Source organism: Leifsonia shinshuensis (genome assembly GCF_013410375.1).
Taxonomy (GTDB): domain Bacteria; phylum Actinomycetota; class Actinomycetes; order Actinomycetales; family Microbacteriaceae; genus Leifsonia; species Leifsonia shinshuensis.
In genome coordinates, this window is sequence record NZ_JACCFL010000001.1 from 3033186 (window position 1) to 3058403 (window position 25218).

General features: G+C 72.4%; 30 protein-coding genes. 18 read left to right on the forward strand and 12 right to left on the reverse strand.

The annotated features are described in order from the left end of the window. Nucleotides 1-53 precede the first annotated feature (53 nt). Genes HNR13_RS14710 through HNR13_RS14725 form a run of 4 tightly spaced genes read left to right on the forward strand, consistent with a single transcriptional unit; the run spans nt 54 to nt 3149 of the window. Complete coding sequence (locus HNR13_RS14710; protein ID WP_179606919.1) at nt 54-455, forward strand: TOBE domain-containing protein; 402 nt, start codon at nt 54-56, stop codon at nt 453-455. An 8-nt stretch (nt 456-463) separates the two neighbouring features. Continuing rightward, a complete protein-coding gene (modA, locus tag HNR13_RS14715; RefSeq protein WP_179606920.1) occupies nt 464-1264 on the forward strand; it encodes a molybdate ABC transporter substrate-binding protein in 801 nt (266 codons plus the stop codon). Next, nucleotides 1261-2115, forward strand: a complete 855-nt coding sequence (locus HNR13_RS14720; RefSeq protein ID WP_343063570.1) for an ABC transporter permease — start codon at nt 1261-1263, stop codon at nt 2113-2115. The genes modA and HNR13_RS14720 overlap by 4 nt, the downstream gene beginning before the upstream one ends. Next, nucleotides 2112-3149 (forward strand): sulfate/molybdate ABC transporter ATP-binding protein, encoded by a 1038-nt coding sequence (locus tag HNR13_RS14725; RefSeq protein WP_179606921.1) that lies wholly within the window; start codon nt 2112-2114, stop codon nt 3147-3149. Before HNR13_RS14720 ends, HNR13_RS14725 begins: the two co-directional genes overlap by 4 nt. Before the next feature lie 144 nt (nt 3150-3293). Here HNR13_RS14725 and HNR13_RS14730 read toward each other — a convergent pair whose 3' ends face one another. The 3 genes from HNR13_RS14730 to moaA all read right to left on the reverse strand — a co-directional run bounded on the left by HNR13_RS14730 (nt 3294) and on the right by moaA (nt 5045). Then, nucleotides 3294-3632: a hypothetical protein gene (locus HNR13_RS14730; protein WP_179606923.1), complete on the reverse strand. Its 339-nt coding sequence runs from the start codon at nt 3630-3632 to the stop codon at nt 3294-3296. Nucleotides 3633-3694: 62 nt separating this feature from the next. Next, nucleotides 3695-3955 (reverse strand): MoaD/ThiS family protein, encoded by a 261-nt coding sequence (locus HNR13_RS21655; RefSeq protein WP_343063571.1) that lies wholly within the window; start codon nt 3953-3955, stop codon nt 3695-3697. Beyond that, a complete protein-coding gene (gene moaA, locus HNR13_RS14740; protein ID WP_179606926.1) occupies nt 3948-5045 on the reverse strand; it encodes a GTP 3',8-cyclase MoaA in 1098 nt (365 codons plus the stop codon). Before moaA ends, HNR13_RS21655 begins: the two co-directional genes overlap by 8 nt. Nucleotides 5046-5106: 61 nt before the next feature. On the opposite strand from moaA, the gene HNR13_RS14745 reads away from it, so the two are divergent. From HNR13_RS14745 to HNR13_RS14770, 6 genes are all read left to right on the forward strand, one after another. Beyond that, on the forward strand, nt 5107-5700 hold the full coding sequence (locus tag HNR13_RS14745) for a sulfite oxidase-like oxidoreductase (protein ID WP_179606929.1): 594 nt from the start codon (nt 5107-5109) through the stop codon (nt 5698-5700). Beyond that, on the forward strand, nt 5694-6449 hold the full coding sequence (locus tag HNR13_RS14750) for a ferredoxin reductase (protein ID WP_218881708.1): 756 nt from the start codon (nt 5694-5696) through the stop codon (nt 6447-6449). Before HNR13_RS14745 ends, HNR13_RS14750 begins: the two co-directional genes overlap by 7 nt. A gap of 5 nt (nt 6450-6454) precedes the next feature. Further along, nucleotides 6455-6709, forward strand: a complete 255-nt coding sequence (locus HNR13_RS14755) for a DUF6510 family protein (protein ID WP_218881709.1) — start codon at nt 6455-6457, stop codon at nt 6707-6709. A 66-nt stretch (nt 6710-6775) separates the two neighbouring features. Continuing rightward, nucleotides 6776-8272, forward strand: a complete 1497-nt coding sequence (locus tag HNR13_RS14760) for an SDR family NAD(P)-dependent oxidoreductase (RefSeq protein WP_179606931.1) — start codon at nt 6776-6778, stop codon at nt 8270-8272. Between the two features lie 354 nt (nt 8273-8626). Next, nucleotides 8627-10513, forward strand: a complete 1887-nt coding sequence (locus HNR13_RS14765) for an APC family permease (RefSeq protein WP_246313134.1) — start codon at nt 8627-8629, stop codon at nt 10511-10513. A 47-nt stretch (nt 10514-10560) separates the two neighbouring features. After that, on the forward strand, nt 10561-10992 hold the full coding sequence (locus HNR13_RS14770; protein WP_179606933.1) for a DUF1622 domain-containing protein: 432 nt from the start codon (nt 10561-10563) through the stop codon (nt 10990-10992). Nucleotides 10993-10995: 3 nt separating this feature from the next. On the opposite strand, the gene HNR13_RS14775 is transcribed toward HNR13_RS14770, so the two are convergent. Further along, nucleotides 10996-11373, reverse strand: a complete 378-nt coding sequence (locus HNR13_RS14775) for a DUF5997 family protein (RefSeq protein WP_179606935.1) — start codon at nt 11371-11373, stop codon at nt 10996-10998. Between the two features lie 54 nt (nt 11374-11427). On the opposite strand from HNR13_RS14775, the gene HNR13_RS14780 reads away from it, so the two are divergent. Next, entirely contained in the window at nt 11428-12102 is a 675-nt protein-coding gene (locus tag HNR13_RS14780) for a LysR substrate-binding domain-containing protein (protein WP_179606937.1), read from the forward strand. Nucleotides 12103-12183: 81 nt separating this feature from the next. Beyond that, on the forward strand, nt 12184-13500 hold the full coding sequence (locus HNR13_RS14785) for an alpha-hydroxy-acid oxidizing protein (protein ID WP_179606939.1): 1317 nt from the start codon (nt 12184-12186) through the stop codon (nt 13498-13500). Here HNR13_RS14785 and HNR13_RS14790 read toward each other — a convergent pair. Further along, nucleotides 13478-13885 carry a hypothetical protein gene (locus tag HNR13_RS14790; RefSeq protein ID WP_179606941.1) on the reverse strand — a complete coding sequence of 136 codons (408 nt, stop codon included), beginning with the start codon at nt 13883-13885 and terminating at the stop codon, nt 13478-13480. The genes HNR13_RS14785 and HNR13_RS14790 overlap by 23 nt on opposite strands. A gap of 140 nt (nt 13886-14025) precedes the next feature. Here HNR13_RS14790 and HNR13_RS14795 point away from each other — a divergent pair, with 140 nt between their 5' ends. Next, entirely contained in the window at nt 14026-15318 is a 1293-nt protein-coding gene (locus tag HNR13_RS14795) for an alpha/beta hydrolase (RefSeq protein ID WP_179606943.1), read from the forward strand. A 17-nt stretch (nt 15319-15335) separates the two neighbouring features. On the opposite strand, the gene HNR13_RS14800 is transcribed toward HNR13_RS14795, so the two are convergent. The 3 genes from HNR13_RS14800 to HNR13_RS14810 form a co-directional block, all read right to left on the reverse strand. Beyond that, a complete protein-coding gene (locus HNR13_RS14800; protein ID WP_179606945.1) occupies nt 15336-16262 on the reverse strand; it encodes a zinc-binding dehydrogenase in 927 nt (308 codons plus the stop codon). A gap of 76 nt (nt 16263-16338) precedes the next feature. Beyond that, nucleotides 16339-17367 carry a 6-phosphofructokinase gene (locus HNR13_RS14805; RefSeq protein WP_179606947.1) on the reverse strand — a complete coding sequence of 343 codons (1029 nt, stop codon included), beginning with the start codon at nt 17365-17367 and terminating at the stop codon, nt 16339-16341. A 75-nt stretch (nt 17368-17442) separates the two neighbouring features. After that, on the reverse strand, nt 17443-18063 hold the full coding sequence (locus tag HNR13_RS14810; protein ID WP_179606949.1) for a CYTH domain-containing protein: 621 nt from the start codon (nt 18061-18063) through the stop codon (nt 17443-17445). A gap of 75 nt (nt 18064-18138) precedes the next feature. Between HNR13_RS14810 and HNR13_RS14815 the strand changes: the two genes are divergently transcribed. Together HNR13_RS14815 and HNR13_RS14820 are read left to right on the forward strand one after the other, a co-directional pair. Beyond that, the gene (locus HNR13_RS14815) at nt 18139-18534 is read left to right on the forward strand and encodes a DUF3224 domain-containing protein (protein ID WP_179606951.1); all 396 of its coding nucleotides are present in this window, start codon (nt 18139-18141) and stop codon (nt 18532-18534) included. A gap of 175 nt (nt 18535-18709) precedes the next feature. Then, nucleotides 18710-18901, forward strand: coding sequence for a hypothetical protein (locus HNR13_RS14820; RefSeq protein WP_179606953.1), 192 nt, complete (start codon nt 18710-18712; stop codon nt 18899-18901). A gap of 24 nt (nt 18902-18925) precedes the next feature. On the opposite strand, the gene HNR13_RS14825 is transcribed toward HNR13_RS14820, so the two are convergent. From HNR13_RS14825 to HNR13_RS14835, 3 genes are all read right to left on the reverse strand, one after another. Beyond that, complete coding sequence (locus HNR13_RS14825) at nt 18926-21127, reverse strand: DEAD/DEAH box helicase (RefSeq protein WP_382313504.1); 2202 nt, start codon at nt 21125-21127, stop codon at nt 18926-18928. Nucleotides 21128-21295: 168 nt separating this feature from the next. Further along, nucleotides 21296-21631, reverse strand: coding sequence for a DUF6804 family protein (locus HNR13_RS14830; protein ID WP_179606957.1), 336 nt, complete (start codon nt 21629-21631; stop codon nt 21296-21298). Between the two features lie 94 nt (nt 21632-21725). Next, complete coding sequence (locus HNR13_RS14835) at nt 21726-22154, reverse strand: RbsD/FucU domain-containing protein (protein WP_179606959.1); 429 nt, start codon at nt 22152-22154, stop codon at nt 21726-21728. 281 nt (nt 22155-22435) lie between these two features. Here HNR13_RS14835 and HNR13_RS14840 point away from each other — a divergent pair, with 281 nt between their 5' ends. The 3 genes from HNR13_RS14840 (at nt 22436) to HNR13_RS14850 (ending at nt 24616) form a co-directional block, all read left to right on the forward strand. Then, nucleotides 22436-22714 (forward strand): metal-sensitive transcriptional regulator, encoded by a 279-nt coding sequence (locus HNR13_RS14840; protein WP_055919275.1) that lies wholly within the window; start codon nt 22436-22438, stop codon nt 22712-22714. Between the two features lies 1 nt (nt 22715). After that, nucleotides 22716-23243 carry an O-acetyl-ADP-ribose deacetylase gene (locus HNR13_RS14845; RefSeq protein WP_179606961.1) on the forward strand — a complete coding sequence of 176 codons (528 nt, stop codon included), beginning with the start codon at nt 22716-22718 and terminating at the stop codon, nt 23241-23243. 86 nt (nt 23244-23329) lie between these two features. Next, nucleotides 23330-24616, forward strand: a complete 1287-nt coding sequence (locus HNR13_RS14850) for a M20/M25/M40 family metallo-hydrolase (protein ID WP_179609529.1) — start codon at nt 23330-23332, stop codon at nt 24614-24616. 4 nt (nt 24617-24620) lie between these two features. Here the strand turns inward: HNR13_RS14850 and HNR13_RS14855 are convergent, their stop codons facing one another. Further along, nucleotides 24621-25214 (reverse strand): SGNH/GDSL hydrolase family protein, encoded by a 594-nt coding sequence (locus HNR13_RS14855; protein WP_179606963.1) that lies wholly within the window; start codon nt 25212-25214, stop codon nt 24621-24623. Nucleotides 25215-25218 lie beyond the last annotated feature (4 nt).

Sequence of the window (25218 nt, forward strand, 5' to 3'; positions counted from 1 at the left end):
CTCGCCGCCCGCGGACTCGATTTCGACGCGCCTGCCGGTCTAGAGTGCTGTTCGTGCCGCAGATACGGGTAAGGGATGCCGCGAGCTTCCTGGGGGTGAGCGACGACACCGTGCGTCGCTGGATCGACGCAGGGGTGCTCTCCAGCGCCAAGGACGACGCCGGACGCACGGTCGTGGACGGCCTGGAGCTCGCGCAGCTCGCCAAGCAGAACGCCGTGCTCCCCGTCGACCCGTCCGGCGTCGGCCGGTCGGCGCGCAACCGCTTCGTCGGCATCGTGACCGACATCGTGATGGACAGGGTCATGGCGCAGGTCGAGCTCCAGTGCGGGCCGCACCGCGTCGTGTCGCTGATCAGCAGCGAGGCCGTGCGGGAGCTCGGCCTCGAGCTGGGCTCGGTCGCCGTCGCGGTCGTCAAAGCCACCAACGTCATCGTCGAGACGGGATCGGTCGAATGAGGGGCGGCATGCGCGGACGGCTCGGGCTCGGGATCGCCGGGGCGGCGCTCGCGGCCGTGCTGTTCGCCGCGACGGGATGCTCGGCGGACGCCGGCTCCGCGCCGCCGACCCAGACGCCCACGAAGCACGCCGTCACCGGGACCATCACCGTCTTCGCGGCGGCTTCCCTCAGCAAGACCTTCACCGAGCTCGGCACGGAGTTCGAGAAGGCGAACCCCGGCAGCACCGTGCGCTTCAGCTTCGGCGGCTCGTCCGACCTCGTCACCCAGCTGAGCGCGGGCGCTCCGGCCGACGTGTTCGCCTCGGCGGACCGGAAGAACATGGACAAGGCCGTCTCCGCGAGCGTGACCTCCGGCGAGCCGGCCGACTTCGCGACCAACGTGCTGGCGATCGCCGTGCCTCCCGGCAACCCGGCCCACGTCACCGGATGGGCCGACCTCGCCCGGCCGGGCCTCAAGGTGGTGGTCTGCGCCCCGCAGGTGCCCTGCGGCGCCGCGACCGCCACGGTCGAGGCGAAGACGGGCGTCGCCCTGAAGCCGGTGAGCCAGGAGTCGTCGGTCACCGACGTGCTCGGCAAGGTCTCCTCCGGGGAGGCGGACGCCGGCATCGTCTACGTGACCGACGTGAAGGGCGCGGGCAAGAGCGTCGACTCGGTGGCGTTCCCCGAGGCGAAGGGCGTCGTCAACACCTATCCGATCGCCGCGGTCCGGCAGGGGGCGAACTTCACCGGGGGCGCGGCCTTCATCGCGTTCGTGACGGGCCCGGAGGGCAGGAAGGTGCTCGCGGCAGCCGGCTTCGGGACACCGTGACGCCGCGCCGCATACTCGGGGAGCAGTCCGGCACGCCCGCGGGCACCGGCATCCCCGGCTGGATCCTCGTCGTCGCGGCGCTCGGCGCGCTGTTCGTGCTGCTCCCGATCGTCGCGATGGTCACCCGCGTGGACTGGGCGCGGTTCGGCACGCTCATCACCTCGCCGTCGTCGCTGGACGCGCTGTTGCTGAGCCTGCGCACCTCCGTCGCCGCCACGATCGCCTGTCTCGTGCTCGGCGTCCCGATGGCCGTCGTGCTGGCGCGGGTGCCGTTCCGCGGGCGCGGGCTGGTGCGGGCGATCGTCCTGCTGCCGCTGGTGCTGCCTCCGGTCGTCGGCGGCCTCGCGCTCCTCGCCCTCTACGGCAGGCGCGGGCTGCTCGACGGCGCGATCCCGATCGCGTTCTCCACACCGGCCGTGGTGATCGCGCAGACCTTCGTGGCGCTGCCGTTCCTGGTGCTCAGCCTGGAGGGCGCGCTGCGCACCACCGGCGAACGCTACGAGGCCGTCGCCGCCACCCTCGGCGCCCGGCCGTCGGCCGTGCTGTTCCGGGTGACGCTGCCGCTGGTGGCGCCCGCGATCGTCTCCGGCTCGATCCTGTCGTTCGCGCGCGCCCTGGGCGAGTTCGGCGCGACGCTGACCTTCGCCGGCAGCCTGCAGGGCACCACCAGGACGCTGCCGCTGGAGATCTACCTGCAGCGCGAGACCGACCCGGACGCGGCCGTCGCGCTGTCGCTGGTGCTCATCGCGGTCGCGATCGCCGTGGTCGCCGTCGCGCATGGGGCCGGCGAGCCGCTGCGCAGGAGGCCGCGGCCGGCGGGCGCCGCCCGGACGCCCGAGGTCGCGCGATGAGCCTCGCCCTCTCCGCCACGGTCGCCGAGCGCGACGTCGCGGTGGAGCTGCGGCTCGGCACCGGCGAGACGCTGGCCCTGCTCGGCCCGAACGGTGCGGGCAAGTCGACGGTGCTGGGAGTCCTCGCCGGCCTGGTCCGTCCCGACGCGGGGCGCGCGACGCTCTCCGACGAGACGCTGTTCGACCTCCCTGCGTCCTGGCTCCCTCCGCACCGCCGCGGGATTGCGCTGCTCGCCCAGGACGCGCTGCTGTTCCCGCACCTCACGGTCCGCCGCAACGTCGAGTTCGCACCCCGGTCGGCCGGAGCGTCGCGGGCGGAGGCGCGCGCCAAGGCCGACGAGTGGCTGGAGCGCACCGGCGTCGGCGCCCTGGCCGACCGCCGCCCGGACGAGCTCTCCGGCGGCCAGGCCCAGCGCGTCGCGATCGCGCGGGCGCTCGCGGCCGAGCCCGAGCTGATCCTGCTGGACGAGCCGCTGGCCTCCCTCGACGTGAGCGTCGCGGGCGAGCTCCGCGGGACGCTGGCGGAGGTGCTCGCCGGCCGCACCGCGGTCGTCGTGACCCACGACGCCCTCGACGCCTACCTGCTGGCCGACCGGGTCGCGGTGCTCGGCGGCGGCCGCGTGGTCGAGGAGGGCCCGGCGCGCGATGTGCTCACGCAGCCGCGGCACCCGTTCACCGCCGAGCTCACCGGGCTCAGCCTGCTGACCGGGCGGCGCACCGCGACCGGGCTGGTCACGGACGACGGTCTCGCCCTGGACGGCACACCGACCGCGCCCCTCGTCGAGGGCCGGCCCGTGACCGCGGTGGTGCGGCCCTCCACGGTCTCGGTCCGGGTCGGCGTGCCGCTGCCGGGCGAGGCCGGGATCGCCGCGACGGTCACCGCGCTGGAGCCGCGCGACGACCTCGTCCGGGTGCGGACCGACCGGCTCACGGCGCTGGTCCCGGCGGCCGTGGTCGCCGAGCTCCGCGTCGCCCCCGGCGCCCGCGTCACCCTGACGGTGCCACCCGCCGAAGTACGCATCACCCCCGCCTGACGGGCGATTCGGCACGAATGTCGCGAATGCCGCCGCGATTCCGCTCATTCGTGCCGAATGTGAGCCCCGTGATACGCAAACGATTCGGCACGAATGTCGCGAATGCGGCCGCGATTCGGCACATTCGGCACGAATGTCGCGGGGCTAGTTGGAGCCGAGCTTCATCCCCGCGGTGGAGTATCCGCCGTCGGGGTTCTTCGACGGCAGCGGCTCGTCGAACGCCGGGTTCGCCTTGCCCGGGAGGCTCTGCGGCGCGACACGCGCGCGCGCCGCTCCGACGATCGCGACGACGCACGCCGCGAGCAGCACGATCCCCGCGCCGACCAGGGCGAGTCCGAACATCGCGCCCTGCGTCAGCAGCACGATCCCGAATGGCAGGGCGAGCCAGGTCCCGATCGCGGTGAGCACGGCCGCGACCACCAGCGCGGCGAACCTCCCCTGCCGACGCCGGACCGATTCCAGTTCCTGCATGTGCACGCTCATGGTGTCCCCCTTTCGCGCAGCATACCCGAACGGAGGCGCGGCAGCGCAGAAGCCGGCGTTCGTCAGCCGCCCGCGAACGGCGGCAGCACGTCGACGCGCTCGCCGATCACGGCGTCCGGGTCGCGGGACACGACGCCGTCCACCAGGAACGACCCGTTCCTCAGCACGAGCCGCATGGCCTCGCCGTAGCGGGCGTCGAGGAGCTCGCGCAGGGCGCCGACGGTCGGCGTGCCGAGTGCGACCCGCTCCTCCTCGCGGCCCGCGGCCTCCTCGGCGGCGGCGAAGTAGCGGACCAGGACGCTGCGCCCTGCCGCCTCAGCCACCGATCGCTCCCATGCTCCGTACCGGCGGGACGAAGCCCGCGGCCTCCATGCCGTGCCCGGACTGCTTGCCCCACATCGCGCCGCGCCACCAGCGGGCGAGCTCGGCATCGTCCGCGCCGCCCCGCAGCAGCCCGCGCAGGTCGGTCTCGTCGTCGCCGAACAGGCACGACCGGACGGTGCCCTCCGCCGTGATCCTGGTGCGGTCGCAGGCGGCGCAGAACGACCGGGTCACCGAGGCGATGATCCCGACCGTGGCCGGGCCGCCGTCGACCAGCCACTCCTCGGCCGGCGACGACGGGTCGTCGGGCCGGCCGGCCTCCACCAGGTCGAACCGGGTGCGCAGGACGCCGAGCAGCTCCTCGGCGGAGACCATGTTCTCGCGCAGCCAGGTGTGGTCGGCGTCGAGCGGCATCTGCTCGATGAAGCGCAGCCGGCAGCCGTGCTCCAGCGCCCAAGCCAGCAGGTCGGCGGCGCCGGCGAGGGTCTGGCGCATCATGACCGCGTTGAGCTTGAGCGGCGTGAGGCCGGCGGCGTGCGCGGCGGCGATCCCCGCGAAGACGGCCGGGAGCCGGTCGCGGCGGGTGAGCGCCGCGAAGTGCTCGCGGTCGACGGTGTCCAGCGAGATGTTCACCCGGGTCAGCCCGGCCGCGACGAGCTCGCCGACGCGGTGGTCGAGGCCGATGCCGTTGGTCGTGATGCTCAGGTCGATGCCGGGCGCCGCGGCGGCGGACAGGCCGATGATCTCGGCGAGGTCGGCGCGCATCAGCGGCTCGCCGCCGGTGAACCGCACCTCCCGGATGCCGAGGTCGCGCACGCCGATCCCGACCAGGCGGGCGATCTCGGCGGGCGTCAGCAGCTCCTCGCGCGGGATGGCGGGCAGGCCCTCCGCCGGCATGCAGTAGGTGCAGCGCAGCGAGCACTTCTCGGTCACCGACACCCGCAGGTCGCGCGCGATCCGGCCGAACCGGTCGACGAGGCCGGGGACATCGGGGCGGCCGTCGAGGCCGGGCGCAGCGGGACCGGGCGCGGCAGAGCCGGGCTCAGCCCGCAGCGACGCGCTGCGCGGGAGTCCGAGATTCACCGCGGTCATGTCCTCACCCTAGACCGGCCGGGCGTAGACCGCCGCACGGCGACGGTAATAAGCTCCGCGCATGGGAATCATCTCCTCCGGCTTCCTCGGCCGGCGCCGAACCGACGACCCTCGCCTCCCACCGGGCCAGTACGTCACAGAGGGCTTCCCGGTCCTGTCCGCAGGACCGACTCCGCGGATCGCGAAGGACGACTGGGCGTTCACCATCACGACCGAGAAGGGCGTGGTGCACCGCTGGAGCTGGGACGAGTTCCTGGCGCTCCCGCAGGCCGACGTCGACACGGACATCCACTGCGTGACGAGCTGGTCCAAGCTCGGGACGTCGTGGCGCGGCGTGGCGCTCGACACACTGTTCGAGAACGTGGACACCGACTACGAGTACACGATGGCGCACTCGTACGGCGGCTACACCACGAACGTCCCGCTGAAGGACCTGCTCGACGGCAAGGCCTGGGTGGCGCACACCTTCGACGGCGCCGACCTCCCGCCCGAGCACGGCGGCCCGGCCCGGCTGCTGGTGCCGCACCTCTACTTCTGGAAGAGCGCCAAGTGGGTGAGCGGGCTGGAGATGCTGCCCCAGGACCAGCCCGGCTTCTGGGAGCAGAACGGCTACAACATGTACGGAGACCCCTGGAAGGAAGAGCGCTACTGGTGAGCACGGCGTGGCGGGCGGCCGAGGTGGTGGCCGCCCACGAGGAGACCGCGACGGCCCGCACGATCCGGCTGCGCATCCCCGGGCTCACCGGGCACCTGGCGGGGCAGCACGTGGACGTCCGGCTCACCGCGCCGGACGGGTACCAGGCGGTGCGGTCGTACTCGATTGCGTCGGCCTCCGGGGCGGGCGGCCTGGCGCCGGACGAGCTGGAGCTGACCGTGGAGGAGCTGCCCGACGGCGAGGTGTCGCCGTATCTGGTGCACGGCCTGTCGGTCGGCGACCAGCTGGAGGTCCGCGGCCCGGTCGGCGGGTGGTTCGTCTGGCGCGACGGCGACGAGGGCCCCGTGCAGCTGATCGCGGGCGGCTCCGGGGTCGTGCCGCTGATGTCGATGGCCCGCGCGCACGCCGCGGCAGGCAGCAGCGCCCCGTTCCGGCTGCTGTACTCCGCGCGCACGCCGATGTCCGTCTACTACCGCGACGAGCTGATGGCGCTGGGCGAGGCCGCCGCGCCGCTGCGCGTCGACTACGTGTACACGCGGGAGGCGCCGGCCGGGTGGCCGGTCGCCGCCGGACGGCTGACGCAGGAGGGGCTGGGCGCGCTCGTCCTGCCCGCGGCGGAATCCCCCGCGTTCTTCCTGTGCGGCTCGACACCGTTCGTCGAGACGGTGTCGGGCTGGCTGGTGGACGCCGGGCACGACCCGGCGCGGATCCGCACCGAACGCTACGGCGGGATCGGAGGCGCCGCGTGAGCGACATGGACTACCTCGACGGCAATGCGGCGGCCGGGCTCCTCTCCGAGGTGTTCGCCGCCGACGTGACCTCGGCGCACGGCAAGTGCGCGCACTGCGGCGACGTGTCGGTGATCGCCCAGGCGCACCTGTGGCCGGACGACCACGGGATGGTGCTGCACTGCCGGATCTGCGGCGACGTCATCGCGAAGGCGACGGAGCGCGAGGGGCGGCTGTGCCTGGACCTGCGCGGGCTGGACTGGCTCGAACTGGAGGTCTGAGCCGTCTCTCGGGAGAGGTCGGCTGCCCTCAGCCGACGGTCATCCGCTCCCCAGTACAATCGTCCGGTGCCAGCCGAAACCCCCGCGAGCATCGATCCGGACGACCTCGCGACCACCCTCCGCGTCCTCGCTCAGCTCCACGAGCTCGACCAGGAGCACCCCGACTTCGTCTCCGTCCGCCGCGCGACCGCGCACATGTTCAAGGCCGTCAAGCAGGCCAGGCGGCGCGAGCTGCGGGAGGCCGAGCTCGCCGCCGACCGCGCGGTGATCGCGGCGACCGCCACCGGCGCCCCCGACCGCATCGACGACGAGACCCGCGGCCGCGACCTGACCTCCCCCACCACCGGCTCCACGACGGCCGGCACGCTGATCAACTCGCAGGCCTGCTACATCTGCAAGCAGCACTACACCGAGGTCGACTGGTTCTACCACCAGCTCTGCCCGTCCTGCGCCGCGTTCAGCCACGCCAAGCGCACCGCCCGCACCGACCTGACCGGCAAGCGGGCGCTGCTCACCGGCGGCCGCGCCAAGATCGGCATGCACATCGCGCTGCGCCTGCTCCGCGACGGCGCCGACCTCACCATCACCACGCGGTTCCCGCGCGACGCCGTGCGCCGGTTCTCCCAGCTCCCCGACGCGAAGGACTGGCTGCACCGCCTGCGCGTGGTCGGCATCGACCTGCGCGACCCGGCCCAGGTGATCGGCCTCGCCGACTCCGTCGCCTCCCGCGGGCCGCTGCACGTGCTGATCAACAACGCCGCCCAGACCGTCCGCCGCTCCCCCGGCGCCTACTCGCTGCTGGCCGAGGCCGAGTCGCACCCGCTGCCGGACGGCCCGCTCCCCGAGCTGGAGACCTTCGGCCACACGGCGGACCCGCACCCGCAGGCCCTGGAGGCCTCCGTCGCCGCGCACCCGCTGCTGTCGTCGGCGAACGTCCGCGGCACCGTCGCGGAGCTGGTCGGCGCCGCCGCGCTGACCGCGAACGACCTGGCCTCCGCTGCGATGGCCGCCGGGTCGTCGTCGCTGGAGCGCCACCACGACGGCACCGCGATCGACGCGGGCGGCCTCGTGCCCGACGTGCAGCGCGTCAACACCTGGACGCAGGCCGTCGGCGGCATCGACCCGCTCGAGCTGCTGGAGGTGCAGCTCTGCAACACGACGGCGCCGTTCATCCTGATCGACCGGCTCCGGCCGTCGCTCGCCGCCGCGGGCCGCGCCTACGTGGTGAACGTGTCGGCGATGGAGGGCGTCTTCGGCCGCCGCTACAAGGGCGCGGGCCACCCGCACACCAACATGGCGAAGGCCGCCCTCAACATGCTCACCCGGACCAGCTCGCTGGAGCTGTTCGAGACGGACAACATCCTGATGACCAGCGTCGACACCGGCTGGATCACCGACGAGCGCCCGCACTACACGAAGGTCCGCCTCGCCGAGGAGGGCTTCCACGCCCCGCTCGACCTCGTGGACGGCGCGGCGCGGGTCTACGACCCGATCGTGCGCGGCGAGGCCGGCGAGGACCTGCACGGGGTGTTCCTGAAGGATTACAGATCGTCCGCGTGGTGAGCCCGTCCGCCTGACTATACTTTCCGAGGCATCGCGGGGAGGCCGCTGGCGGGTCCTTCCCGAAGGTCTTCCGGCGGTCCGTGCGATGAACGTACAGTGAGCACGAAGGCGAACGAAGGGCAGCCGATGTCGAGCACCTCCCCGTCCGGGGACAAGACGCAGGGCACCGCATCTGCGGCACCGGACGAACCGACCTCAGGCGGCTCCGCCTCCGCCCCGACGCCGGCCGAGCTCACCGGGGCCGTCCCGCCCCGGGTGAGGCCTAAGGAGCCGATCCCGATCCCCGGGCAGGCCCACCCGCTCGCTCCGGCCGACGTGCACGGCAGCCGGTTCAAGCACTGGCTGCTGCGCGGCATGGTCGACGAGCACGGCACCCAGCAGGGCCCGCACGGCCAGACCCCCGAGCACCAGCACTCCTGGTGGCGGGTCATGTGCCTCACCGGCCTCGACTACTTCTCCACCCTCGGCTACCAGCCCGCCATCGCGGCGCTCGCGGCCGGCCTGATCTCGCCGTTCGCGACGCTCGTGCTGGTCGCGCTGACGCTGCTCGGCGCCCTCCCGGTCTACCGCCGGGTCGCGCGGGAGAGCTTCCGCGGCTCCGGCTCGATCGCGATGCTGGAGCGCTTCCTGCCCTGGTGGGCCGGCAAGCTGTTCGTGCTGGTCCTGCTCGGCTTCGCCGCGACGGACTTCATGATCACGATCACGCTGTCCGCGGCCGACGCCACGGCGCACGCGATCGAGAACCCGTTCGCGCCGTCCTGGTTCCACGGTAACAACGTCATCATCACGCTGGTGCTCATCACGCTGCTCGGCGCGGTCTTCCTCAAGGGCTTCCGTGAGGCGATCGGCATCGCCGTCGTGCTCGTCGGCGTGTACCTCGCGCTCAACGTCGTCGTGGTGTCGGCGTCCATCGTGCAGGTGTTCCAGCACCCGACCGCGATCGACGACTGGTGGAGCGCGCTGTTCGCCTCGCACGGGAATCCGCTGCTCATCGTCGGCGTCGCGCTGCTGGTGTTCCCGAAGCTCGCGCTGGGCCTCTCCGGCTTCGAGACCGGCGTCGCCGTCATGCCGCAGATCAAGGGCAAGCCGGACGACAACCCGAACGAGCCCGAGGGCCGGATCCGCGGCGCGCACAAGCTGCTCACCACCGCAGCGATCATCATGAGCGTCTTCCTCATCACGTCGAGCTTCACCACCACCCTGCTCATCCCGCAGAAGGAGTTCCAGCAGGGCGGCGCCGCCAACGGCCGCGCGCTCGCCTACCTGGCGCACGAGTACCTCGGCAACGGCTTCGGCACGGTCTACGACATCAGCACCATCCTGATCCTGTGGTTCGCCGGCGCCTCCGCGATGGCCGGCCTGCTCAACCTGGTGCCGCGCTACCTCCCCCGCTACGGGATGGCGCCGCAGTGGGCGCGCGCGGTGCGGCCGCTCGTGCTCGTCTTCACCGCGATCGCCTTCCTCATCACGCTGGTCTTCGACGCGAACGTGGACGCCCAGGGCGGCGCGTACGCGACCGGCGTGCTGGTGCTGATCACCTCCGCGTCGCTCGCGGTGAGCCTGTCCGCCTGGCGCAAGAAGCAGCCGAAGCGCACCCTCGTGTTCGCCATCATCACCGCGATCTTCGTCTACACGACGATCGACAACATCATCGAGCGTCCCGACGGACTCCGGATCGCGACGCTGTTCATCATCGGCATCCTGATCGTGTCGATCGTTTCCCGCATCGGCCGGTCGTTCCAGGTGCGCGCCACCAGCGTCACCTTCGACGTGACGGCGCTCGACTTCATCCTGGAGGACGCGGAAGAGGGCGAGATCCGCATCATCTCGCACGAGCCCGACGTCGACACGACGAAGGAGTACGAGGAGAAGAACAAGGACGAGCGTCGCTTCAGCCACATCCCGCAGCGGTCGCGGACCATCTTCCTCGAGGTCATCAAGTCCGACTCCTCCGACTTCGAGGAGGACCTGGTCGTGCACGGTGTCGTCAAGTACGGCTACCGCGTGCTGCAGGTGAAGAGCGGCAACGTGCCGAACACCATCGCGGCGGTCCTGCTGGAGATCCGCGACATCACGGGCGTCGTACCGACGATTTACTTCGAGTGGACCGAGGGCAACCCGATCTCGAACATGTTCCGGTACCTCATCACCGGCGTCGGCGAAGTGGCCCCGGTCACCCGCGAGGTGCTGCGCGAGGCCGAGAAGGACGTGAAGCGGAGGCCCGCCGTCCACGTGGCCTGAGCTGCGCGCCTCTCTCCACGGCGGGCGCGGTGTGGCACCATGTGCGCATGGACACCCACGCGTTCTTCGAGGCGGTCGGGGTCGCCTTCGAGTTCGCGGGCGTCGTCGCACTGGCGATCGGCTTCGTCGTGGCGCTCGCGATCGCGCTGGCGGTGTGGGTGCGCACGCGCAGCGGGGCGGACGCCTTCCGCACCCTGCGGGAGGCCTTCGGCGGCGTCATCCTGCTCGGCCTGGAGCTGCTGGTCGCTGCCGACCTGGTGAAGACCGTGACGTCGAACCCGACGCTCACCGACGCGCTCGTGCTCGGGATCATCGTGCTCATCCGCACCATCCTGAGCTTCTCGCTGCAGGTGGAGATCGACGGCGTCGCGCCCTGGCGCCGCGCGTTCGTCACCGGGCCGGAGGTGCTGGCGCACGCGGTCAAGAAGGCCGGGGCCGCCGGGACGCCGGGGACCTCAGCGACGCCGGACCGGCCGTAGGAGTCAGTCCCGCGCCGCGCGCTCCGCGTTGCGCTGCTTGACCCGCGCGTTCTCGGCGTGCACCTGCGCCTGCGTCGCGCGCTCGGCGACCAGCCACTCCGGCTTCTCCTCCAGCAGCGCCTTGATCTCGGCCGTGGTGAGCGGCTCGGTCACGCCGGCGCGGGCCAGCCCCGAGTTGCTCACGCCGAGCTTGTGCGCGACCACGTCGCGCGGGTGCGGTCCGTCGGCTCGGAGGGTGACCAGCCAGGCGGGCGGGTTCGCGTTCAGCTCGTCGAGCTCGGTGCGGCTGATCTCGCGGTCGCGGAACTCCTCCGGGGCCGCCGCCAGCAGGATGCCGAGCTTCTTGGCCGCGGTGGCCGCCTTCATGGTCTGGGGCTTCATGGATTCAAGGGTATCGTCCGCGGCCGGTCCCGGCCGTTCGGTAGCCTGGCCTGCATGGCCCTCCGCTTCGCCCTCGCCTTCCCGCTCGGTGTCACGATCGGCAAGTGGACACGGGTCTTCGCCGAGCGGCAGCCCGGCGTGGAGCTGGTGGTGACGCCGTCCGCCGACCCGCTGGCCGCGCTGGCCGCGGGCGAGGCCGACATGGTGTTCGCGCGCGACGCCCGGGCGGACGACGCCCGCCACCTCATCCCGCTCTACACGGAGGACGTCGTCGTGGTGATGCACCACGAGCACCTGCTCACGCTGGAGGAGAAGCTGCACCTGGCCGACCTCGAGGGCGAGCCGCGCCTGACCGCAGAGCCGTCCGACGCGCTGATGCGCAGCGTGGCGGCGGGCGACGGCATCGCGCTGCTGCCCGCCTCGGTCGCCAAGGCGCTCCGCCGCAAGGACGTCACAGCGATGCGGCTGGAGGACGGACCGACCTCGCAGGTCGGCCTCACCTGGTCGCGGGAGGGGCAGCATCCCCTCGTGGACGAGTTCATCGGCATCGTCCGCGGCCGCACCGCGAACAGCTCGCGCAACCCGGAGGTCGCGGCCACGCAATCGGCGCAGGCCGCGCAGTCCGCCAAGGCCGCGCAGTCCGCCAAATCTGCCAAGGCCGCCAAGGGCCCCAAGACCGGCAAGTCCGGCCGGCCCGCGCAGGGCAAGCGCCCGCGCCCGAAGCGCTGACGCGATCCGCCTGACAGAACACGCCGTCCCGGCGCCGCGCGAGACGGCCCTTTCTGCCAGGCCGATCGGCAGAATGGGGGCATGACGACGACGACGCTGGCGAACAGCATCGGACGGGCCGCGCAGAGCGCCGTCTACCGCGCGGGCGTGAGCGGGCGCCGCCCGGCCCTCCCCGTCGCGTTCCCCGAGCTGGAGCGCGCCGCGCGCAGGCGGATGTCGCGCGCGGCCTTCGCCTACATCGCGGGCTCGGCCGGGCTGGAGCGCACCGACCGGGCGGACACCGACGCGTTCGGGCGGCGCCGGATCGTCCCGCGGGTGCTGCGCGACGTCTCGCAGCGGGACCTGTCGATCGAGCTGTTCGGGCGGCGGCTGCCGACGCCGCTCCTGCTGGCCCCGATCGGCGTGCTCGACCTCGCCCGGCGCGACGGGGACGCCGCGGCGGCGCGCGCCGCCGCGGCCCACGGCGTCCCCGCCGTGCTCTCCAATCAGGCCTCCGCACCGATGGAGACCGTCGCCGCCGCGATGGAGGCCGTCCGACCGGGCGCCGCGCGCTGGTTCCAGCTCTACTGGAGCTCGTCGCGCGACCTCGTCGAGAGCCTGGTCGCACGGGCCGAGGCCTGCGGCTGCGAGGCGATCGTCGTCACCCTGGACACGCATGTCCTCGGCTGGCGGCCGCGCGACCTCGCCCTCGGCTACCTCCCGTTCAGCCGCGGGCTGGGCATCGCCCAGTACACCAGCGACCCGGTCTTCCACCGCCTGGTGCGCGATCGGCTGGCGACGGCGGGACCGCGCGAGCGCACGGCCGTCACCCCGGCGGCGGTCGCGTCGTTCGCGAGCATCCTCCGGCACCATCCCGGCGACCTGCGCGAGAACCTGCGCTCCGGCGAGCCCCTGGCGGCGGTCGAGACCTTCCTCGACGTGTTCGCCGACCCGTCGCTCGGCTGGGACGACCTGGCCTTCCTGCGCGAGCACACCCGGCTGCCGATCGTGCTGAAGGGCGTCCTGCATCCGGACGACGCGCGCCGCGCCGTCGACGCGGGCGTGGACGCCGTGCAGGTGTCCACGCACGGCGGCCGCCAGCTCGACGGGGAGATCGCGGCGCTGGACGCGCTGCCCGGCGTCGTCGACGCCGTCGACGGCCGGCTGCCCGTCCTGTTCGACAGCGGGATCCGCGGCGGCGCCGACGCGGTGATCGCGCTGGCGCTCGGCGCCAGGGCCGTCGCGGTCGGGAGGCCGTACGCCTACGCCCTCGCCGTGGCCGGCGAGCGCGGCGTGAGCGAGCTGCTGCGCAACCTCCTGGCCGAGCTCGACATCACCCTCGGGCTGAGCGGCGTCGCCCGCGTCGCCGACCTCGACCGGTCGGTGCTCGCGACGGCTACGCCACCGACGCCGCGATGAGCGAGAGCAGCGCGTGCGCGTACGCCGACGCGGCGTCCTCCTCCTCGAAGTAGCGCTCGGCGCCGTCGAGCTCCAGCGTGACCCGGTAGCCGTCCGGCGTGCGGGCGAGGTGGCGGAACGAGCCGCCGAGGAGCTCCCGCAGCTGGTCCTCCCGCGGGATCCAGAGCGCGTCCTCGACCGCGAGCGAGTCGAGCGCCCACTCCGTCGTGCCGTTGAAGCCGAGGATCGTGCCGGTGTCGAAGTGGTGCGGCTCGATCGTCATCTCGCTGACCGTGAAGTGCTCCCCGGCCATGCCCGGCCGGTCGATCGCGAACGTGTCCCCGGACGCCGGCTGCCAGCGCAGGCCGGCGGCGCGCAGCAGGCGCGCGGTGTCCTCGTCGATCATGGCTACTCCTCACCACCGGGCTCGCGATGCCCCCAATTCGGGGGAGAATCCGGAGGATACACCCCGGCTCGCGCTCCGCGTTCACCTTTTGTTCGATTCTCGGCCATAGATTGCTCCCATGGGAATCCCGACCCCGCGTCATGTTTGACGCCCTCCTCTCCATCGACGTGCTCGACGGGCCCATCCCCTTCACGGTGTTCGGTCTCGCGAGCGCGCTCGTCGTCGTGCTCCTGGCGCGCCGCCCCTCGCTCGGCTGGCTGCGCCGGCTCGGCCTCGCCGTCGCCTGCGGGCTGCTCGCCGCGGTGGTCACCTGGCTGGTCTGCGTGCGCTGGCTCAACCTGTTCGGGGAGTCCCTCGGGATGGGCAACTACCTCTGGGTGGCCGCCGCGTTCTGCGGGCTCGCCCTGTGCGTGGTCAGCATCGGGCGGACGCCGCGCTGGCGGACCGCCGTGGCGATCGTCGGAATCCCGGTCTTCCTGGTGGCCGCGACGCTCGGCATCAACCTGAACTACGGCCTGGACCGCACGCTCGGCAACCTGATGGCGATCACGGTGCCCAACCCGATCACCGTGCGGCCGCCGATCCAGCAGAGCGCCGGGTACGACGACGCGCTCTGGAAGCACTGGAAGGCGCCGGCGGGCATGCCGCTGCGCGGGAAGACCGGAACGGTCACCATCCCCGCGACGATCAGCGGCTTCAAGGCCCGGGAGGCCGGCGTCTACCTGCCGCCGGCGGCGCTCGTGCCGAAGCCCCCTGCGCTCCCCCTCGTCATCATGATGATGGGACAGCCGGGCAATCCCGACCCGGAGCCGATCGCCGAGGTGCTGAACGGCCTCGCCGCCCGGCACAACGGCCTCGCCCCCGTCGTGGTGGTGGCCGACCAGCTCGGCAGCCCGTGGCACGACACGCTCTGCCGTGACACGTCGATCTTCGGCAAGGCGGAGACCTACATCACGCAAGACGTCAGCTCGTGGGCGCTCAAGACCCTGCCGGTCACGCACGACCACCGGTTCTGGACGGTCGCGGGATACTCCAACGGCGGACTCTGCGGGCTGTCGTTCGGGCTCGACCACCCCGAGCTGTACTCGAACATCCTCGACATCTCGGGCGAGGAGTACCCGGGCGCCGAGCATCCGGCGGCGACGCTGAGCATCGTCTTCCACGGCGACCAGGCCGCGTACGACCAGGCGAAGCCGTTCAACAAGATGATCCGGGGCTCGTTCCCCGGCTCGATGATCTTCACGGCGTGCCGCGACGACCCCGCCTTCCACCACGTGGCCGAGCTCGCCCTGCGCACCGCCCAGCGCGCCGGGATCGCCAGCACGTTCGTCGACATCCCGACCGGCGGCCACGGCATCGGTGCGCTGATGGGCGGCCTCAACGGCGGCCTCCCGCTGCTGTACACGGCGCTGGGGCTGCAGAAGCCCGGCTAGCCCGCCGGAGCGCGCCGTCAGTCGGTGACGATCACGATCTTGCCGCGCACGTGCCCGGCCTCCAGCCGGCCGTAGGCGTCGGCCGTACGCTCGATCGGGAAGATCGAGTCGATCGGCAACATGAGCTCGTTCCGCGCCAGCAGGTCGGCGAGCTCCGCCAGCTCGGCGTTGCCCGCCGTGCGTCCGCCGACCGTCCGCGCACCGCGGGCGGCCGGGCCGAACGCGGCGATCGTGTTGATCCGCTCCGGCGGCACGCCGAGCTCGATCGCGGCGTCGATGGTGTCCGGTCCGTGGTTGTCGAGGACCGCCGTCACCCGCGCTCCGTCGTCCAGGACCTCCCGCACCCGGTCCGCCAGACCGTCCCCGTAGGCGACCGGGATGATCCCCAGCGTCTCCAGGAACTCGTGGTTCTCCTCGCTCGCCGTGCCGACGACCGTGGCGCCGCAGCGGATCGCCAGCTGCGCGGCGAGCACGCCGACGCCGCCCGCCGCCGCGCTCACCAGCACGGTGTCGCTCTCGCCGAGGTCGAGGGAGGCCGCGGTCGCCATCGCGGTGCGGCCGACCACGCCGAGCGAGCCGGCCACCTCGAACGTGAGCGGATCCGGCTTCTCGATGATCTGGCCGTCCTCCGGCACGACCACGAAGTCCGCGAGCGCCGCGAACGGGGCCGTGCCGAGCACGGCCTGGCCGAGCCCGAAGCGCTGCGCGCCCTCGCCGCGCTCCTCGACGAAGCCGGCGAAGTCTTGGCCCATCCCGCTCGGCAGCGTCACGCCCATCCGCGCGGCGGCCTGCTCGCTCCGGTAGGCCTTGTAGTCCATCGGGTTGAGGCCGGCGGCCATCACCCGGACCAGCACCTGCCCTGGCCCCGGCCACGGCCGCTCCCGCTCGACGAGGTGGAGGAAGTCCCGCGAGCCGAACTCCTCGAGCTGGACGAATCTGGGCACCTGCGGGCTCCTTCCGCTCATACGGTGGAGCCTATCCCCGCCCGCGGCCGCGAGGGAGTGCGCCCGCGAGGGAGGGTCAGCCGAAGAGCAGCGCCGCCTCGTCGTAGCGGGCCTGCGGGACCGTCTTGAGGCCGCCGGTCGCGTCCGCGATCGACACGTTCACGACGTCGGTGCCGCGCAGCGACACCATCGAGCCCCAGCGGCCCTCGTACGCCGCGTCCACCGCCGCGAGGCCCAGACGCGTGGCGAGCACGCGGTCGTAGGCGCTCGGGACGCCGCCGCGCTGCATGTGGCCGAGGACGGTCGCCCGCGACTCGATGCCGGTGCGCTCCTCGATCATCGGGGCCAGCATCTCGCCGATCCCGCCGAGGCGCGGACGGTTGAACGCGTCGAGGCCCTTGTGCGAGTGCGCCTCCTCCATCGTGTCGAGGTGGAAGCCCTCGGAGACGACGATGACCGGCGCGCGGCCGCGGTCGCGCACCGACTCGACCCACTCGCAGATCTGCTCGATGGACTGCGGCTGCTCCGGGATGAGGATGGCGTGCGCGCCGCCGGCCATGCCGGAGTGCAGCGCGATCCAGCCGACGTGGCGGCCCATGACCTCCACCACCATGCAGCGCTGGTGCGACTCGGCCGTGGTGCGGAGGCGGTCGATGGCCTCGGTCGCGATCTCGACCGCGGTGTCGAAGCCGAACGAGTAGTCGGTCGCCGCGAGGTCGTTGTCGATGGTCTTCGGGACGCCGACGATCCGCAGGCCCGCGTCGGTGAGCCGGCGGGCCGCGGTGAGCGTGCCCTCGCCGCCGATCGCGATGATCGCGTCGATGCCGTGCTCGTCCATCATCCGCTGGATGTTCTCCGGGCCGCCCTTGTCGCCCTCGAACGGGTTGGTGCGGCTGGAGCCGAGGATGGTGCCGCCCTGGCGGGAGAGGCCGCGGACGCTGTGCCGGTCGAGCGGCATGATGTCGCCCTCGACCACGCCGCGCCAGCCGTAGCGGAAGCCGGCGAACTCGGACCCGTACACACGGTCGCCCTTGAGGACCGCGCCGCGGATGACCGCGTTCAGTCCGGGACAGTCGCCGCCACTGGTCAGGATGCCGATCTTCATGCTGCTCCGTTTCTCATTGCGCCCCTGAGCATCATGCCCGACGCATACCGGCGCACCAAAATCCCGGGCGGTCGCTCAGAGGCCGAGCGCCCGCTGGAGCTTCGACGAGCTGGCGGACGGCCGGGCGCCGGCCGCCAGCAGCTCGGCCTCGATGCCGTCCAGCAGCGCGGTGCGCCGCTCGCGCGAGTCGGGGGCGCCGCTCAGCAGCTCGACCTCCCACTCCCGCCAGGCGTCCGACGCGCCGGTGCGGAGGTTCTCGCTGCGGACGTGGTCGTCGCAGAGCTCGGCGAGTTCGAAGCCGGCCGCGTCCTTCAGCAGCGTGGTGTCCCGGCGGTTGGTCACGCGCGCCACCGGGACGAGCACACCGTCGCCGAGCTCCTCCCGGATCGTCTCCAGCAGCTCCGCCGGGGGCTTCTCGCCGTCGCCGAGCGGCCAGTGCAGCTCGGGGCGTCCCTCGTCGGTCGGCGGCAGCTTGACGTGCCAGCCCTCGTCGGAGCCGCCGCGCCGCGCGCGCACGGCCACGCGCTGCCGCGCCAGCCTCAGGTCCGCGGTGTCGTAGTAGACGGCGACGAGCTCGGCGGACTCCGGCTCGCCCTCGACGGCGATCGCCCCGACGCCGACGAGCTGGGGTGGGCGGAGGTCGCCGTCCACGTCGTACTTGCGCTCGATCTCGAGCTGGGTATGGTGCTGCGCCATGTCCCCTGTCTAGTCCACTTCTGCGCTGTCGCGAAATTGCAAGCTGTGCGCGGGCGCACTCGTTAGGCTCCCGGCATGGACAACGCGACCATCGTCACCGCCCGCTTCGACGTCACCGGCTGGGACCCGGAGGAGCTGCCCGGCATCCCGGGCGACTGGCTCGGCGCGGTGGTGATGCGCAAGACGTACACGGAGGGCCTGGTCGGCGAGTCGATCGCGCACTTCGTGTCGTCGGGCACGGAGGAGGGCGGCCGCGGCTACCTCGCGGCCGAACGGATCACCGGGACGCTGCCGGACGGCCGCTCCGGCTCGTTCACGGTCCACCACGGCGCGCTGCAGCACCCGGACGACCCGTCGGCGTTCGGCTACATCGTGCCCGGCACGGGCACGGACGACTTCGCGGGCGCCGCCGGCCCGGCCCGCATCCGCCACGACGACCGCGGCGCCTACTTCGAGTTCGACCTGGGCTGAGCGCGCGACACATTCGGCACGAATCGTCGCTTTCGCCGCGCCAGAGCCGCGATTCGTCACGAATCGCGATTTGGCGATTCGGCACGAATCGTCGCTTTCACCGCGCCGGAGCCGCGATTCGGCACGAATCGCGTGCACTCTCGTGCGGGGTCGGTCCGCGCGGTACCCTCGTGGCATGAGCGAGACGGACCGCAGCCGGGAGGACGACGACGACTTCCTCGAGGCGCAGGAGGGCGACTACGAGCCGGCCCCCGTCATCCGCGACGAGGACGACCTGCCCGTCGACGAGGACGAGGACGACGACCGCCTCCTCCCGGACGACGACCGCCCGGTGCCGCTCGACCCCGACGACGCGGAGATCGCCTGACGCTGTTCTCGCCCGCGGGCGCCGCTACCCCTCCAGCGCGTCCTCCAGCAGGTGGATGAGCGCGTCCAGCTGCACCGAGTCCGCCGAGCCGATCTCCACGTCGCTGCCGTCGAGCGCGCGGGCCGCGAGGCCCTGCTTCGAGTCGATCAGCTCCGCGATCTTGGCGTCGATGGTCTGGGCGGCGATGATCCGCCATGCCGTCACCGGCTCGTCCTGGCCGATGCGGTGCACGCGGTCGATCGCCTGCGTCTGCTCGGCGGCCGTCCAGGACAGCTCGGCGAGCACCACGTTGGAGGCGGCCTGGAGGTTGAGCCCGACGCCGGCGGCGGTGAGCGAGCAGACGGCGACGGCGACCTCCGGGTCGTTGTTGAACGCGTCGATCTCCTTCTGCCTGGCCAGCGCGGACTGGTCGCCGCGGATCGAGATCGTCTTCAGGTCGCGGGCGGCGAAGGCCTCCTCCGCGGCGTCCATGACGTCGATGTGCTTGGCGAAGAACACCACCTTGCCGACCGAGCGGGCCAGCTGCGCGGTGTAGTCGGAGGCGAGCCCGGCCTTCGCCTGGCCGATCTTGCGGACCATGGTGAAGACGTTGTCGCCGGTCTTGGCCGACTTCGACTCCTCCAGCTCGGACTGCGCCACGAGCCGGATGAGGTGCTTCCGGTGCGCCTCGTCGTCGCCGTCGAACGAGTCGGGTCGTCCGGCCGCTGCCGCGCGGTGGAAGCGGGCCACCAGGCGGGCGGCGAGCTCCTTCTCGGCCTGCTTGATCGAGCGGCCGAGGTCGTCGTCCAGCTCCACCGGCAGGTCGACCACACGGCGGCTGGGGAGGTCGGCCGCCACGTCCACCTTGCGGCGGCGGACGATGCCGAGGTCGATGACGGACTCCCGGGCGGCGGCGTAGAAGCCGAAGTCGGCGGGGGTGAGCCCGGTCTCCTCCAGGCTCTCCATCAGCTCGGCCGTCGGCTTGTTGCCGTCGATCCAGCCGAGGAACTGCCAGATCGCCTTGAAGTCGTCGATGTCGTTGATCAGCGGTGTTCCGGTGAGCGCGATCAGGAGCGGGTCGGCCGCCTTCTCGCGGATCGCCTCGGCCAGTCCCAGCACGAGCCGGGAGCGCTGCGAGTGCAGGTTCTTGATGAAATGCGCCTCGTCGACCACCATGCCCTGGAAGCCGAGCGTGCGCAGCCAGGACAGGTGCCGGTCGAGCACCTCGTAGTTGACGATGACGACGTCGGCGAAGGCGTCCAGTCCCTCGCCGTCGCCGTGGATGACGGTGGCGCGGCGGTGCGGCGTCCAGCGCTCGACCTCGCGCGCCCAGTTCATCTTGACGACGTTCGGCACGACCGCGAGCAGCGGGTAGGCGCCGGCGACCGAGGCCGCGAGGACGGACTGCGCGGTCTTGCCGAGGCCGGGCTCGTCGGCGAGCAGGAAGCGGCGGTGGCCTTGGCGGACGCTCTCGATGAACCGGGACTGGTGGTGCATCAGCTCGAGGCCGGGAGGCGAGTAGCGGTCGATCTTCGGCGCGTCGGGGAGCTCCATGCTCGCGGCCTGGCCGCCCGCGCCGTACTCGAACGACTTGAACAGCGGGCCGAGCAGCTCCCACGAGTCGAGGCGGCGGCGCGGTGCGGGCGCCGCGGCGGTCGCCTTGCTGAAGTCGGGGGCGAGGAACGGGTTGGAGAGCTGCCGCGACTTGACCGAGGCCGGGACGACCTGCTTCTCGGCCAGCTCGGGCGGGATGACGCTCTCGGGCGGGACCACGCGCTCCACCGTGATGATGAGGTCGTCGGGGCTGAGCTCGGTGCCGGACTCCAGCAGCCAGTCGCGGCGGATCTTCTGCGCCGTCGCGGTGGGCGGCGCCTCGCTCTCCAGCAGCGAGATGAGCGAGGTGTCGCGGGCCGCGGTCTTGGCCAGGATCGTGGCGATGCCGTCCAGCCGCTTGAGCTGCTCGGCGCGCGCGGCGTCGCTCAGCTCGGGGTCGGCCTTGGCTCGTGCGCGCTCCTCGCGCATGAGGAACGCGATGACCTGGAACTTGGTCCGGTTGGTCGGGCCGAGCTTCTTGCCGTCGGCGGCCTTGGCCTCCACCTCGCGCACCTTGCGCGCGAGCACGGGGATGAGCCCGTCGTTGTTGGCGTGACGGTTGCGGCGCTGCTGCTGCGGTCGCGACGAGGCGCGCTGCGAGGCGCCTTGACCAGACATGCGCTGACCGGACATGCGCTGACCCGAACGAGACATGGTCCTCCAGTGGATGCGCCGCGCGCTGACAGAGGACGCGACGCCGTAGGGCGTGAGGGCCGGCGCGGCGGCGGGGACGGATCCGAGTGGTCCGACCGAGCATCGCAGAACGCCGGGCGCACGGCGCAGGACGGCCGTGCAACCGTCATTTTACCGTATCGGGAGGGCTCAGCGGCGCGTGTCGGCCGGAATCTTGATAGTGAGTCCCGCGACGACGAAGACGGCGGCCGCCGCGAGGCTCAGCAGCGGCAGTACGGGGGTGAGCCCGGGGAGCGGCCAGATCGGGTTCCAGAGCACGGCGATCGGGACCAGGCCGGCCAGCCACCACCGGCTCTTCGCCTGCCAGGCGAACACGCAGAGGATGAGCGCCAGGATGCTCACCGCGTACTGCACGTAGGTGTACCAGTCCGCGAACGCCAGCCCGAACAGCAGCACCAGCGCGCCCAGGATGCCCGGGGCGAGCGCGGCGCGGTTGTAGGCGGGAGGCTGCGGGGTGTAGGGCACCCGTCAACTCTAGTGAACCGTCAGCGGCCCGAACGGCCCGCGCCCCTGGGACAAGACCTCTCCCCGGGGCGCGGACGGCTGTGAGCGGATGGATTCAGAGTGCGCCTCTGCGGAACAGGAACGCGCACGGCGGCGCGTCCGATCCCACGCGGACGATGACGGCGGAACGCTGGGCCAGCGCGACGAACGGCTCGAGGTCGAGCCGGGTCATCGGGATGCGGCGCAGCTCCGCGTCCGAGGCGATGCCGTTCACCGCGAACGCGACGTCGGGGACCTCGTAGGGCTCTGCTGCGAGGTCCAGGAACACGATCGGCGACGGGTCTGCGGTGTCGAGCGGGAACACGCTGAGGATGGCCTCGGCGGCGGCCTCGGTGGTGACGTCCTCCCCCAGGTGGACGATGGGCGATGTGAGTGCTTCTTCGGGATAGCCGCTGCCGACGAGGGTAAGTGTGTCGCCATCTTGCATCGCGTCCAGGGCGCTCAAAAGCGCACCGGACAGCAGCGGGCTGAGGTTCTTCAGCAAAGTCGGGCCTTTCCTGTAAAACGAATATTTCTCAACCCCTGTTAGGGAGGATAGACCAGCCGGTATGTCCTCCCACACCCCCCGTTAGGGGGTGCCAACGCGCCGCGCCGTGTCGCGTGTCGCGCCTTCCCGTCCCGAATCTGATACAGACGCATGGACCTGGCGGCATATGTCCCCGCGCGCGTCATGCATACACCCGGATACATCGGGCGCACGAGGGGCGGTTCGCCGCGGGCGGATACCTGGCCGGGGTATGGGGTTTCCGCGGTATCCTGGGACGCGTGATCGCAGACATCAAGAAGAGAGCGCTGCACCGCACGCGCATCCTCGAGGGGCAGTTGCGCGGCCTCGAGAAGATGATCGAGAACGAGGACTACTGCGTCGACATCATCACCCAGTCGCTGGCCATCCAGAAGTCGCTCGGGTCGCTCAACAAGCTGCTCGTCGAGAACCACCTCAAGACCCACGTCTCGGCGATGTTCGAGGAGGGCGGGGACCAGCGCGACGACGCCATCCTCGAGCTCCTGAAGGTGTACGAGCTGTCGAACAACCGGGGCTGAGATGGCGGACCCCATCGAGATCGTCCGCGGCGACATCACCGAGCAGGCCGTGGACGCCGTCGTCAACGCCGCCAACAGCTCCCTGCTTGGCGGCGGCGGCGTCGACGGCGCCATCCACCGGCGGGGCGGCCCCGCCATCCTCGCCGCGTGCCGCGAACTGCGGGCGACCACCCTGCCGGACGGCCTGCCGACCGGGCAGGCCGTCGCGACGACCGCGGGCGACCTGCCGGCGCAGTGGGTGATCCACACCGTCGGGCCGGTCTGGGCCCGTTCGGAGGACCGCACGCCCGACCTCCAGAACGCCTACCGCTCGTCGCTGCGGGTGGCGCGCGAGCTGGGCGCCGCGACGGTGGCGTTCCCTGCCGTGTCCGCCGGCGTCTACGGCTGGCCGCTGGACGACGCGGCCCGGATCGCGGTGAGCACGGTGCGCGCCGTCCTCTCCTCCGGCGTCGGCTCGGTCGAGCTCGTGCGCTTCGTGCTGTTCAACGACGACGCGCTCTCCGCGTTCCGCCGGGCGGCCGGCGAGTGAGCGCGACGGACGAGGTCGCCGCCGGGAGCGCCGCGCGCGACACCGAGGCGCTGGAGCGCTTCCGCACGCTCCTGCGTATCCCGACGATGTCCCGCAATGCGGTCGAGGAGACCGACTGGGCCGCGTTCGACGCGTTCGTGGACGCTCTCCCCCGGCTCTACCCCCGCGTCCACGCCGAGCTCGAACGGGAGCGCCACGGCGACCGCGGGCACGCGCTGCTCTACCGCTGGCGCGGGCGCGACGCCGCCGGTGCGCCCACGGTGCTGATGGCGCACTACGACGTGGTGCCCGCCACCGAGGAGGGCTGGGACCACCCGCCGTTTGCGGCCGAGCTGACCGGCCGGGGCGACGACCGGCTGCTCTGGGCCCGCGGCACGCTGGACGACAAGGGCGCGGCCGTCGCGATCCTGGAGGCCGTGGAGGCCCTGCTCGCGGACGGCGTGGTCCCCGCGCACGACGTCTACCTGTCGTTCGGCAACGACGAGGAGACGTTCGGCTCCGGCGCGCGCGGCATCGTGGAGGTGCTGCGCTCGCGCGGCGTCCGCCCCGCCCTCGTCCTCGACGAGGGCGGCGCCGTGATCGAGGGCGTCTTCCCGGGCATCCGAAAGCCCATCGCGGTGGTCGGCGTGAGCGAGAAGGGCATCACCACCGTCCGGCTCACCGTTGAGCAGCACGGCGGCCACGCCTCCACCCCGCCCCGGACGACGGCGACGGTGCGGCTGGCCCGGGCGATCACCCGCCTGAACGCGCGCCCGTTCCCCGCGCGCCTGACCGAGACGAACCTGCTGATGGTGGAGACCCTCGGCGCGCACGCCACCGGACCGCTCCGGGCCGTGTTCACCCGCGCCCGGCGGCTCCAGCCGCTGCTGCGCTGGGTGTTCACCCGGCTCGGCGACGAGACCCGCGCGATCGTGCGGACCACGACCGCCGTGACGCAGCTCCACGGCAGCCTGGCGGCGAACGCGCTGCCGGAGACGGCGGAGGCGGTCGTCAACGTCCGCATCGCGGTCGGCTCCACCGTCGCCGAAACCCTCCAGCACCTGCGCCGCGCCATCCACGACCCCCACGTCCGCATCGAGGCGGTCGACGCGAACGAGCCCTCCCCGGTCTCCCCGACGTCGGGCCCGCAGTGGACGCGCGTGGCGTCGGCGATCTCCGCCGTACACCCGGACGCGATCGCGACCCCGTACATCATGCTCGGCGCCAGCGACGGCCGCCACTTCACGGCGATCAGCGACGCCGTCTACCGCTTCACCCCGTTCGAGATGAGCGCGGAGGAGCGCGGGACGCTGCACGCGCGGAACGAGCGGATCGGCGTGGCCACGTGGCTGCGCGGGATCCGGTTCTACGAGGAGATGCTGCGGGGGGCGTGACCCCCTACGCCGCCCCGCCCAGATCCGGCAGCTGGATCGCCCGGCTGTTCGGCGGCAGCTGCCGCGCCCGCTCCAGTCCCGGCACGAGCTCGCTCAGCCAGACCCGGTAGCCCTCCTCGTTGAGGTGGAGGCGGTCGTCGGTGTAGGCGGGGTTGAGCTCGCCGCCCTCGAGCGCCATCGCCGGCCACAGGTCGAGCCACGCCGCGTGGACGGTGGGTGCGAACTGCCACAAGTGGCGGTTGATGTCGCGGATCTGGTCGGCGAACTCGCGGCCGCGGGGCAGCACCGACTGGACCAGGATGCGCGCCTCCGGGAGCTCCTTGCGGAGCGTGACCAGGATCGTCTCGACGTTCCGCACCACGTGCTCGACCGAGCGGCGCCAGGCGAGGTCGTTCGTGCCGATCAGCAGGGCGACCGTCGCCGGGCGCGCCTCCACGATCTGGCCGAGGCGCGCGAGCACGTCGTCGGACGTGTCGCCCGCGACGCCGAGGTTGAGGACGTCCTCCCCCGGCAGCCAGGCCGCCCAGTCGCCGCCCTGGGTCAGGCTGTCGCCGACCAGGGCGAGTGTTCCGTGCCCAGAACCCCACCCGTCGCTCATCCTC

Bases quoted from the DNA above. Each gene is read 5' to 3' on its own strand.
- modA (WP_179606920.1), top strand. From the start codon at position 464: ATGCGCGGACGGCTCGGGCTCGGGATCGCCGGGGCGGCGCTCGCGGCC.
- HNR13_RS14725 (WP_179606921.1), top strand. From the start codon at position 2,112: ATGAGCCTCGCCCTCTCCGCCACGGTCGCCGAGCGCGACGTCGCGGTG.
- HNR13_RS14730 (WP_179606923.1), bottom strand. From the start codon at position 3,632: ATGAGCGTGCACATGCAGGAACTGGAATCGGTCCGGCGTCGGCAGGGG.
- moaA (WP_179606926.1), bottom strand. From the start codon at position 5,045: ATGACCGCGGTGAATCTCGGACTCCCGCGCAGCGCGTCGCTGCGGGCT.
- HNR13_RS14745 (WP_179606929.1), top strand. From the start codon at position 5,107: ATGGGAATCATCTCCTCCGGCTTCCTCGGCCGGCGCCGAACCGACGAC.
- HNR13_RS14755 (WP_218881709.1), top strand. From the start codon at position 6,455: ATGGACTACCTCGACGGCAATGCGGCGGCCGGGCTCCTCTCCGAGGTG.
- HNR13_RS14765 (WP_246313134.1), top strand. From the start codon at position 8,627: ATGGTCGACGAGCACGGCACCCAGCAGGGCCCGCACGGCCAGACCCCC.
- HNR13_RS14770 (WP_179606933.1), top strand. From the start codon at position 10,561: ATGGACACCCACGCGTTCTTCGAGGCGGTCGGGGTCGCCTTCGAGTTC.
- HNR13_RS14775 (WP_179606935.1), bottom strand. From the start codon at position 11,373: ATGAAGCCCCAGACCATGAAGGCGGCCACCGCGGCCAAGAAGCTCGGC.
- HNR13_RS14780 (WP_179606937.1), top strand. From the start codon at position 11,428: ATGGCCCTCCGCTTCGCCCTCGCCTTCCCGCTCGGTGTCACGATCGGC.
- HNR13_RS14785 (WP_179606939.1), top strand. From the start codon at position 12,184: ATGACGACGACGACGCTGGCGAACAGCATCGGACGGGCCGCGCAGAGC.
- HNR13_RS14790 (WP_179606941.1), bottom strand. From the start codon at position 13,885: ATGATCGACGAGGACACCGCGCGCCTGCTGCGCGCCGCCGGCCTGCGC.
- HNR13_RS14795 (WP_179606943.1), top strand. From the start codon at position 14,026: ATGTTTGACGCCCTCCTCTCCATCGACGTGCTCGACGGGCCCATCCCC.
- HNR13_RS14805 (WP_179606947.1), bottom strand. From the start codon at position 17,367: ATGAAGATCGGCATCCTGACCAGTGGCGGCGACTGTCCCGGACTGAAC.
- HNR13_RS14810 (WP_179606949.1), bottom strand. From the start codon at position 18,063: ATGGCGCAGCACCATACCCAGCTCGAGATCGAGCGCAAGTACGACGTG.
- HNR13_RS14815 (WP_179606951.1), top strand. From the start codon at position 18,139: ATGGACAACGCGACCATCGTCACCGCCCGCTTCGACGTCACCGGCTGG.
- HNR13_RS14820 (WP_179606953.1), top strand. From the start codon at position 18,710: ATGAGCGAGACGGACCGCAGCCGGGAGGACGACGACGACTTCCTCGAG.
- HNR13_RS14825 (WP_382313504.1), bottom strand. From the start codon at position 21,127: ATGTCTCGTTCGGGTCAGCGCATGTCCGGTCAGCGCATGTCTGGTCAA.
- HNR13_RS14845 (WP_179606961.1), top strand. From the start codon at position 22,716: ATGGCGGACCCCATCGAGATCGTCCGCGGCGACATCACCGAGCAGGCC.
- HNR13_RS14850 (WP_179609529.1), top strand. From the start codon at position 23,330: ATGTCCCGCAATGCGGTCGAGGAGACCGACTGGGCCGCGTTCGACGCG.
- HNR13_RS14855 (WP_179606963.1), bottom strand. From the start codon at position 25,214: ATGAGCGACGGGTGGGGTTCTGGGCACGGAACACTCGCCCTGGTCGGC.